Annotated in this window: 8 protein-coding genes; 6 read left to right on the top strand and 2 right to left on the bottom strand. The window is 44.3% G+C overall.

The window, feature by feature from the left end:
• The 6 genes from mfd to HMPREF2572_RS09465 form a co-directional block, all read left to right on the top strand.
• Positions 1-2373 (top strand): transcription-repair coupling factor (mfd, locus tag HMPREF2572_RS15100; protein WP_246827801.1); only part of this gene is annotated, 2373 nt, incomplete at its 5' end.
• Positions 2374-2542: 169 nt separating this feature from the next.
• Entirely contained in the window at positions 2543-3112 is a 570-nt protein-coding gene (locus HMPREF2572_RS09485) for a hypothetical protein (RefSeq protein ID WP_070498016.1), read from the top strand.
• Between the two features lie 33 nt (positions 3113-3145).
• Positions 3146-3517: a hypothetical protein gene (locus HMPREF2572_RS09480; RefSeq protein ID WP_246827800.1), complete on the top strand. Its 372-nt coding sequence runs from the start codon at positions 3146-3148 to the stop codon at positions 3515-3517.
• Between the two features lie 476 nt (positions 3518-3993).
• Positions 3994-4281, top strand: coding sequence for a hypothetical protein (locus tag HMPREF2572_RS09475; protein ID WP_246827799.1), 288 nt, complete (start codon positions 3994-3996; stop codon positions 4279-4281).
• A 35-nt stretch (positions 4282-4316) separates the two neighbouring features.
• Positions 4317-5129, top strand: a complete 813-nt coding sequence (locus HMPREF2572_RS09470; RefSeq protein ID WP_070498014.1) for a hypothetical protein — start codon at positions 4317-4319, stop codon at positions 5127-5129.
• A gap of 85 nt (positions 5130-5214) precedes the next feature.
• Positions 5215-5781, top strand: coding sequence for a hypothetical protein (locus HMPREF2572_RS09465; protein WP_070498011.1), 567 nt, complete (start codon positions 5215-5217; stop codon positions 5779-5781).
• A 219-nt stretch (positions 5782-6000) separates the two neighbouring features.
• Here HMPREF2572_RS09465 and ilvC read toward each other — a convergent pair whose 3' ends face one another.
• The gene (ilvC, locus tag HMPREF2572_RS09460; RefSeq protein WP_016687748.1) at positions 6001-7014 is read right to left on the bottom strand and encodes a ketol-acid reductoisomerase; all 1014 of its coding nucleotides are present in this window, start codon (positions 7012-7014) and stop codon (positions 6001-6003) included.
• Positions 7015-7087: 73 nt separating this feature from the next.
• Complete coding sequence (locus tag HMPREF2572_RS09455) at positions 7088-7381, bottom strand: putative quinol monooxygenase (protein WP_003745150.1); 294 nt, start codon at positions 7379-7381, stop codon at positions 7088-7090.
• Positions 7382-7396 lie beyond the last annotated feature (15 nt).

Genomic DNA, 7396 nt, shown 5'->3' with positions numbered 1-7396 from the left:
CCCGTGGGGGAGGGTTGGGGAGAGGGCAAAGCAGTTGCCGCTCAAACCGAATTTTCCACAGCCGCAACAAGCCCTATACCACAGGAGAGGGAACAAAGTGCCGCCGCCGTTTCAGACGACCTGAAAACCGAAAGCAGCCTGCACCCCGTCGAAAGTAGTCTGCACAGGCAAATCCGACAGCAACCTGCCCCCTCCCCCGTGGGGGAGGGTTGGGGAGAGGGCAAAGCGGTTGCCGCTCAAAGTGCAATCGCCGTCATCACCGAATCCGACCTCTACCAATACGTCGCTCGTTCGCGCGTCCACGACCGCCGCAAGAAACATGTCGCTGTTTCAGACGGTCTGTTACGCGACCTTGCCGAAATCAATATCGGCGACCCCGTCGTGCACGAGGAACACGGCATCGGGCGGTATATGGGCTTGGTAACGATGGATTTGGGCGGCGAAACCAACGAAATGATGTTGCTCGAATACGCGGGCGAAGCGCAGCTTTATGTGCCCGTTTCGCAACTGCATTTAATCAGCCGCTACTCCGGCCAGGCGCATGAAAACGTCGCCCTGCACAAGCTCGGCAGCGGCGCATGGAACAAAGCGAAACGCAAAGCCGCCGAAAAAGCGCGCGATACCGCCGCCGAATTGCTCAACCTCTACGCCCAACGTGCCGCCCAATCGGGACACAAGTTTGAAATCAACGAGTTGGACTATCAGGCGTTTGCCGACGGCTTCGGCTATGAGGAAACTGAAGACCAGGCCGCCGCCATCGCCGCCGTGATTAAAGATTTGACGCAGGCGAAGCCGATGGACCGCCTTGTGTGCGGCGATGTCGGTTTCGGCAAAACCGAAGTCGCCCTACGCGCCGCGTTTGTGGCGGTGATGGGCGGCAAACAGGTTGCCGTCCTCGCACCGACCACGCTTCTGGTCGAGCAGCACGCGCAAAACTTCGCCGACCGCTTCGCCGATTTCCCCGTGAAAGTCTCCAGCCTTTCGCGTTTTAACAACAGCAAAGCCACCAAAGCCGCACTGGAAGGCATGGCGGACGGCACGGTCGATATTGTTATCGGCACGCACAAACTGGTGCAGGACGATATAAAATTCAAAAACTTAGGCTTAGTGATTATCGATGAAGAACACCGCTTCGGCGTGCGCCAGAAAGAGCAGCTCAAACGCCTGCGCGCCAATGTCGACATCCTTACCATGACCGCCACGCCGATTCCGCGCACCCTCAGCATGGCACTCGAAGGCCTGCGCGACTTTTCGCTGATTACCACCGCGCCCAGCCGCCGCCTCGCCGTCAAAACCTTTGTCAAACCGTTCAGCGAAGGCAGCGTGCGCGAAGCCGTGTTGCGCGAACTCAAACGCGGCGGGCAGGTATTTTTCCTACATAATGAAGTGGATACCATCGAAAACATGCGCGAGCGGCTGGAAACCCTGCTGCCCGAAGCCCGCATCGGCGTGGCGCACGGACAACTGCGCGAGCGCGAACTGGAACAAGTGATGCGCGACTTTTTGCAGCAAAGATTCAACGTGTTGCTCTGTTCCACCATCATCGAAACCGGCATCGACATCCCCAACGCCAACACCATCATTATCAACCGCGCCGACAAATTCGGGCTGGCGCAACTGCACCAGCTTCGCGGACGCGTCGGCCGCAGTCACCACCAAGCCTACGCCTACCTGCTCACGCCCGAATACATCACCAAAGACGCAGAAAAACGCCTCGACGCTATCGCGGCGGCAGACGAACTCGGCGCAGGCTTCACCCTCGCCATGCAGGATTTGGAAATCCGCGGCGCAGGCGAAATCCTCGGCGAAGGACAATCCGGCGAAATGATACAGGTCGGCTTCACACTCTACACCGAAATGCTCAAACAAGCCGTGCGCGACCTCAAAAAAGGCCGCCAGCCCGACCTCGACGCACCGCTGGGCATCACCACCGAAATCAAACTGCACAGCCCCGCCCTGCTGCCCGAAAGCTACTGCCCCGACATCCACGAACGGCTCGTCCTCTACAAACGCCTCGCCGTCTGCGAAACCGTGCAACAAATCAACGCCATACACGAAGAACTCGTCGACCGCTTCGGCCTGCCCGAACAACCCGTCAAAACCCTCATCGAAAGCCACCACCTGCGGCTCGCCGCCAAAGAATTGGGCATAGACGCCATCGACGCCACCAGCGAATCGGTAACCGTTACCTTCGGCAAACACCACCAAATCGACCCGACAGAAATCATCCTGCTGATTCAGACAGATAAAAAATACCGGCTGGCTGGGGCGGATAAGTTGAGATTTACAGCCGAGATGGAAAATATCGAAGTCAGGATTAACACCGTGAAGAATGTGTTGAAGACTTTGAAAGAAAGAGTGATAGCAAAGTAGAGTTTGATAAAGAAAAGGTCGTCTGAAAAATTTTCAGACGACCTGCGAGTCAGATTCGTACCCAACAAAACCGTTACACTGAGAATGTAGGATTCAAGAATTCAATAACCCAAAGTGTAGCTAACAAAGAATATACTATAAGGCAACATGTACAAACTAAGTTAATATTATGAATGCTTTGGACTATATCGACTCCCCTTTAGACTCAATATCCACTAACAATCCTTACATAATAACCGAGGTAATCGAATTAACTGAAGAACATCAAACAAAATTAATCCTGATAGATTATCTTTTAAACAATTTCTTAAATTTGAATAATCATCCTTACCTATTAGGATATAACTTATATTTAAAAGCTAGTCTATCGGAAGATAAAAATAGAATTTCTCTTTTAGAACAAGCAAAATTTTCCTTTGAAAAGGCTACTTCTGATTCTGAAAATGCTATGTTTGCCAAAGTCTATCTAGCACATGTTTATTATGATTTAGAAGAATTTAATCATTGCCTTGATATGATAGAGCAAATTCCAAATAATTACTTTTCAAAACTACCCAGTCATCAAAATTGGCGTGACTTAAAAATCCAAGAGTTGAAAATATGCTGCCTAATCAAGTTAAAAATATTTTCTAATTTTGAATTTATTCTACATAGTTATTTTTTAAAAATTTCAAGTTCAAGTAAACATAATATACCCGTACCAACGGAACTTTCCAATGTAATAAAAAATATTAAATAATCAAAAAATTAATATCTTATAGAGGACGCTAATATGGGTAAATTTCATACCCCTTTGGGCAACTTGACATTCATTACTGAAGAAACAACAAAGACATCTTTTCTTCAAGGTAAGTTTGGTGAAATATCTTTCTCTATTCAAGTCAATCAACCATTTGATTTCGAGGAAATAGATTTTAACTTTATTCAAAGTAAAATGAATAACTTTTCTCAGATCAGGGCAAAAACTGACCTATTCTTAAGAAATATTCTATATACCCAACCCAAACAACTTGGATTTAGTCATTACAAAGATAAACTAGCAAGCGTAGGTTGGGTTGGCAAACCCAACAAAAATCTGAATGTTGGGTCACGACCCAACCTACATCTGCTGAAATTAGATTGGAAGCAGCAGGAATCAGATTAATTCCTAATAATCCACATTAAACAATAAACACTCATATTTACGTTATTTATTTCAAGTGGCACACAATAGCAAGGTCGTCTGAAAACTAATTTAGAGTTTTCAGACGACCTTTTATCAAACAATGGAGAATATAGACTGACTTTGACTTGCTATAAACTATTCTATTAACTCCGAATCCAATATACTCAAATCATTATTTGTTGGCATAGTAAGAGGTTTCTCATCATTCTTAACTTCTCCGTTAACATATTCTGCGTAATTGCATGTTTTGCAGCAAGCGTAGGTTGGGTTGGCAAACCCAACAAAAATCTGAATGTTGGGTCACGACCCAACCTACATCTGCTGACCCAACAGCTTGCTATAAACCATGAAACTTGGTTCCTTCAATTTTAAATCCTATCGAGTTAATATTAAAAATGAATCTTAAAAAATATCTGATTACTTTACTCTTTATATTCTTTATACCGCAAAATACTATGGCTGATTCTTTTGAAATTTACAAATATTCGGGTAAAAAACTATTAATAGAAAAAGAATATTCCCAACCTCTATTTCTCTCCATGAAAGAAATAGAGGCTAGAGGATTAAATATCTCCGACTACAATATATTGTGTAGCACTTACATTGATAAAACAGAAAACAAATATTATGTTTTTACCTACTCTCCTAAAGTATTAAATCCTCATCGTAGAGGTGGACATGGAATTATTGAAGTCCACATAAACGCTAAAACTCATGAAATCAAATCACATTTTTCAAGATAGCCTCCTGCATTAGAAACAAGACAAGGCAAACTATTATGAAAAATAGAGATTCTCTGAGTTTTGATGCTTATTTGGCATGTAAGGATTTATCAGTTGCTGAATTACTCAATATTCTGCTGAATTCTAATACTCAAATTCAATACGAAGCAGCTAGAAGATTGCAATTTTTCCGGTATCGTGAAATTAAAGACATCGTTAAAAATGTTCTCTTAACAAGCCAGTATAGTCGGCATAGGGAAATTGCTGTTTTTATTCTCGGGCAGATTCAGAATAAGCTTAATAAATATGAACTTGAAGAGGTTTTATCTCTTTTAATTGATTTTATAAACAACGATAAAAGCATTAACGCAAAATCCTCAGCGATATCTTCTTTAGGGCATTTGTTTCACCATTATGATTTAGGAGAGGAAGAATTCTGCGCAATAGAGGAAAAAATTCAATTAATTTGGCAAATACATAGATATTCTATTGTTATTGCTACTGCGTTCAGCTCTGCATTTTTTCCCAAAAGAGATTATATTGAAGAATATCTAATAAAAAATTTAAAGAGCAGACATCCGAAAGTAATCTCTTGGGTTGTGTATGCATTAAAAGAAAAAAGTTATCACTCGAGATCGATTGAAACTTTGCTATTGAACAAATTAGACCATTCTCGCATAGAATCATATATTTATATTGAGATAGCTGCCTATCTAATCTCAATCAACTGTGAACAAATTATTCCATATATTGAAGATATGGTATTAACACAAAACAAAATTGATGATGAAATTCATATAGCTCTTAAAAATAATTCATCAAAAAGTTTTTCAGACATAAGAAAAATAATGTTGAGAAAATTTCAATAAATTATTGGTATACCTTATAATATTCCATCTTTTATGCAGGCAATTTTGTTTTATTCTTAAACTCTATTTAATAACAAGGATTTAAATGAAATCTTATTTTCTGATATTTTGCGCATTGCTTACATCTGTCAATATCGCCAAGGCCGATACGATGGAAACCATGCGTATGTACGATAAATCTTTGTCTAAGGTTTTGGTAGAAGCTGCCCGCGATGGCAGTTTTATTGACTTGGATAAAATCGGTCGCAGTATTGGCATCCCCGAGTTGACGCATGAAATCAATCAAACTGCTAACCATACGATAAAAAACGACAAGCAGTTCAACAGCACATACCATGTAAACCAAGATCCATATCAACAATACGGTATCCGCAGTATTTCGTTTGCCGAATGGTCGTCTGAAAAAGGCAAGATGAAGCAGCTTGAATTTGAACTTCACAATAACCGCTGTCCGTTACCACCTACAAACTATGAAGAGTTCGCAGGCAGTCCTAGCTTTATCGGCCATTTAGACGGTAAAGACATATCTATTCTTACGTTACCCGCTCCGGCAAAGGCAAAGATGCTTTTTCTGAAAAAACGTAAAGACAACTGCGCGGTCATGATTGTTCAAGAATTTATCATAGCCGATTTCGGACCTGAAATTCGTTAATAAAAAAGAACGCTACAAACCACAGATAAAGCTTCGTCGCTATGTTCTGGTTTGAACTGAATCCACTATAACTTCCAACTCAAGCCAAAGGTCGTCTGAAATCCTCAATTCGTATTTCAGACGACCTTTTCTCTACTGGAATTTTTAATTTCTCAAAATCTCAACATAACAAAAAACCTGCCCGAATCATCGGGCAGGTTTTTTGATAGCTGAATCGAATTAGTTTTTATCCAAGTCGACCAGTTTGTTTTTGGCAATCCAAGGCATCATAGAACGCAGTTGCGCGCCGACTTTTTCGATTTGGTGGTCGGCATTCAGACGACGGCGTGCGGTCATGCTGGCGTAGTTGGTTGCGCCTTCTTGGATGAACATTTTGGCGTATTCGCCGCTTTGGATACGGTACAGGGCTTTTTTCATCGCTTCTTTGGTAGCAGGCGTGATGACTTCGGGGCCGGTAACGTATTCGCCGTATTCCGCGTTGTTGGAAATGGAGTAGTTCATGTTGGCGATACCGCCTTCGTACATCAAGTCTACGATCAGTTTCAGCTCGTGCAGACATTCGAAGTAAGCCATTTCAGGTGCGTAACCTGCTTCAACCAGGGTTTCAAAGCCGCATTTCACCAGCTCGACCGCGCCACCGCACAATACGGCTTGTTCGCCGAAGAGGTCGGTTTCGGTTTCTTCGCGGAAGTTAGTTTCAATAACGCCACCTTTGGTGCCGCCGTTGGCTGCTGCGTAAGACAGGGCGATGTCGCGGGCTTTGCCGCTTTTATCTTGGTAAACGGCGATCAGTGAAGGGACGCCGCCGCCTTTCAGGAATTCGCTGCGTACGGTGTGGCCAGGACCTTTAGGGGCGACCATAATCACGTCCAAGTCGTCGCGCGGTACGATTTGGTTGTAGTGGACGTTGAAACCGTGTGCGAACGCCAGTGCCGCACCTTGTTTCAGGTTAGGCTCGACTTCGTTTTTGTATACCACAGGTTGGTTTTCGTCAGGCAACAGAATCATCACAACGTCTGCTTTTTTAGTAGCATCGGCTACGGACAATACTTCAAAGCCTGCTGCTTCTGCTTTTTTCCAAGAACCGCCTTGGCGCAGACCGACTACTACGTTTACGCCTGAATCTTTCAGGTTGGCTGCGTGGGCGTGACCTTGTGAGCCGTAGCCGATGATGGCGACGGTTTTGCCTTTGATCAGGGACAGGTCGGCGTCTTTATCGTAATAAACTTGCATTTGATTTCCTTTGGATAAAATGGGTTCCGGCTTTGCGTTGAGGATGCCGGACAGTTGGATTGGGGGTAAGGGGTTAAACGGAGAGTTCTTCCATCAAAACGATTTCGAGCGCGTCGGTTTTGCCGTCGATGGCTTTGACGAAGCCTTGGAAATGTTCGCTGGCGTTGTGCGCATCGATGGCTGCCTGAGATTTCCAGTTTTCGACGAAGACGAAACGTTCGGGTTTGCCGATTTCCTGATGCAGATCGTAGCTGATGTTGCCTTCTTCCGCGCGGCTGGCTTTGACCAGGCTTTGGAACAAGGGTTTCAGCGTTTCTGTATGTTCAGGTTTGACGGTAACCAGTGCGACGATTTTAATGTTTGACATAAATCTCTCCTGCCG

Source organism: Neisseria sp. HMSC064E01 (genome assembly GCF_001808875.1).
Taxonomy (GTDB): Bacteria; Pseudomonadota; Gammaproteobacteria; order Burkholderiales; family Neisseriaceae; genus Neisseria; species Neisseria sicca_A.
The sequence above is the reverse complement of the archived record's forward strand: the minus strand, read 5'-3'. Positions and strand labels throughout refer to the sequence as shown.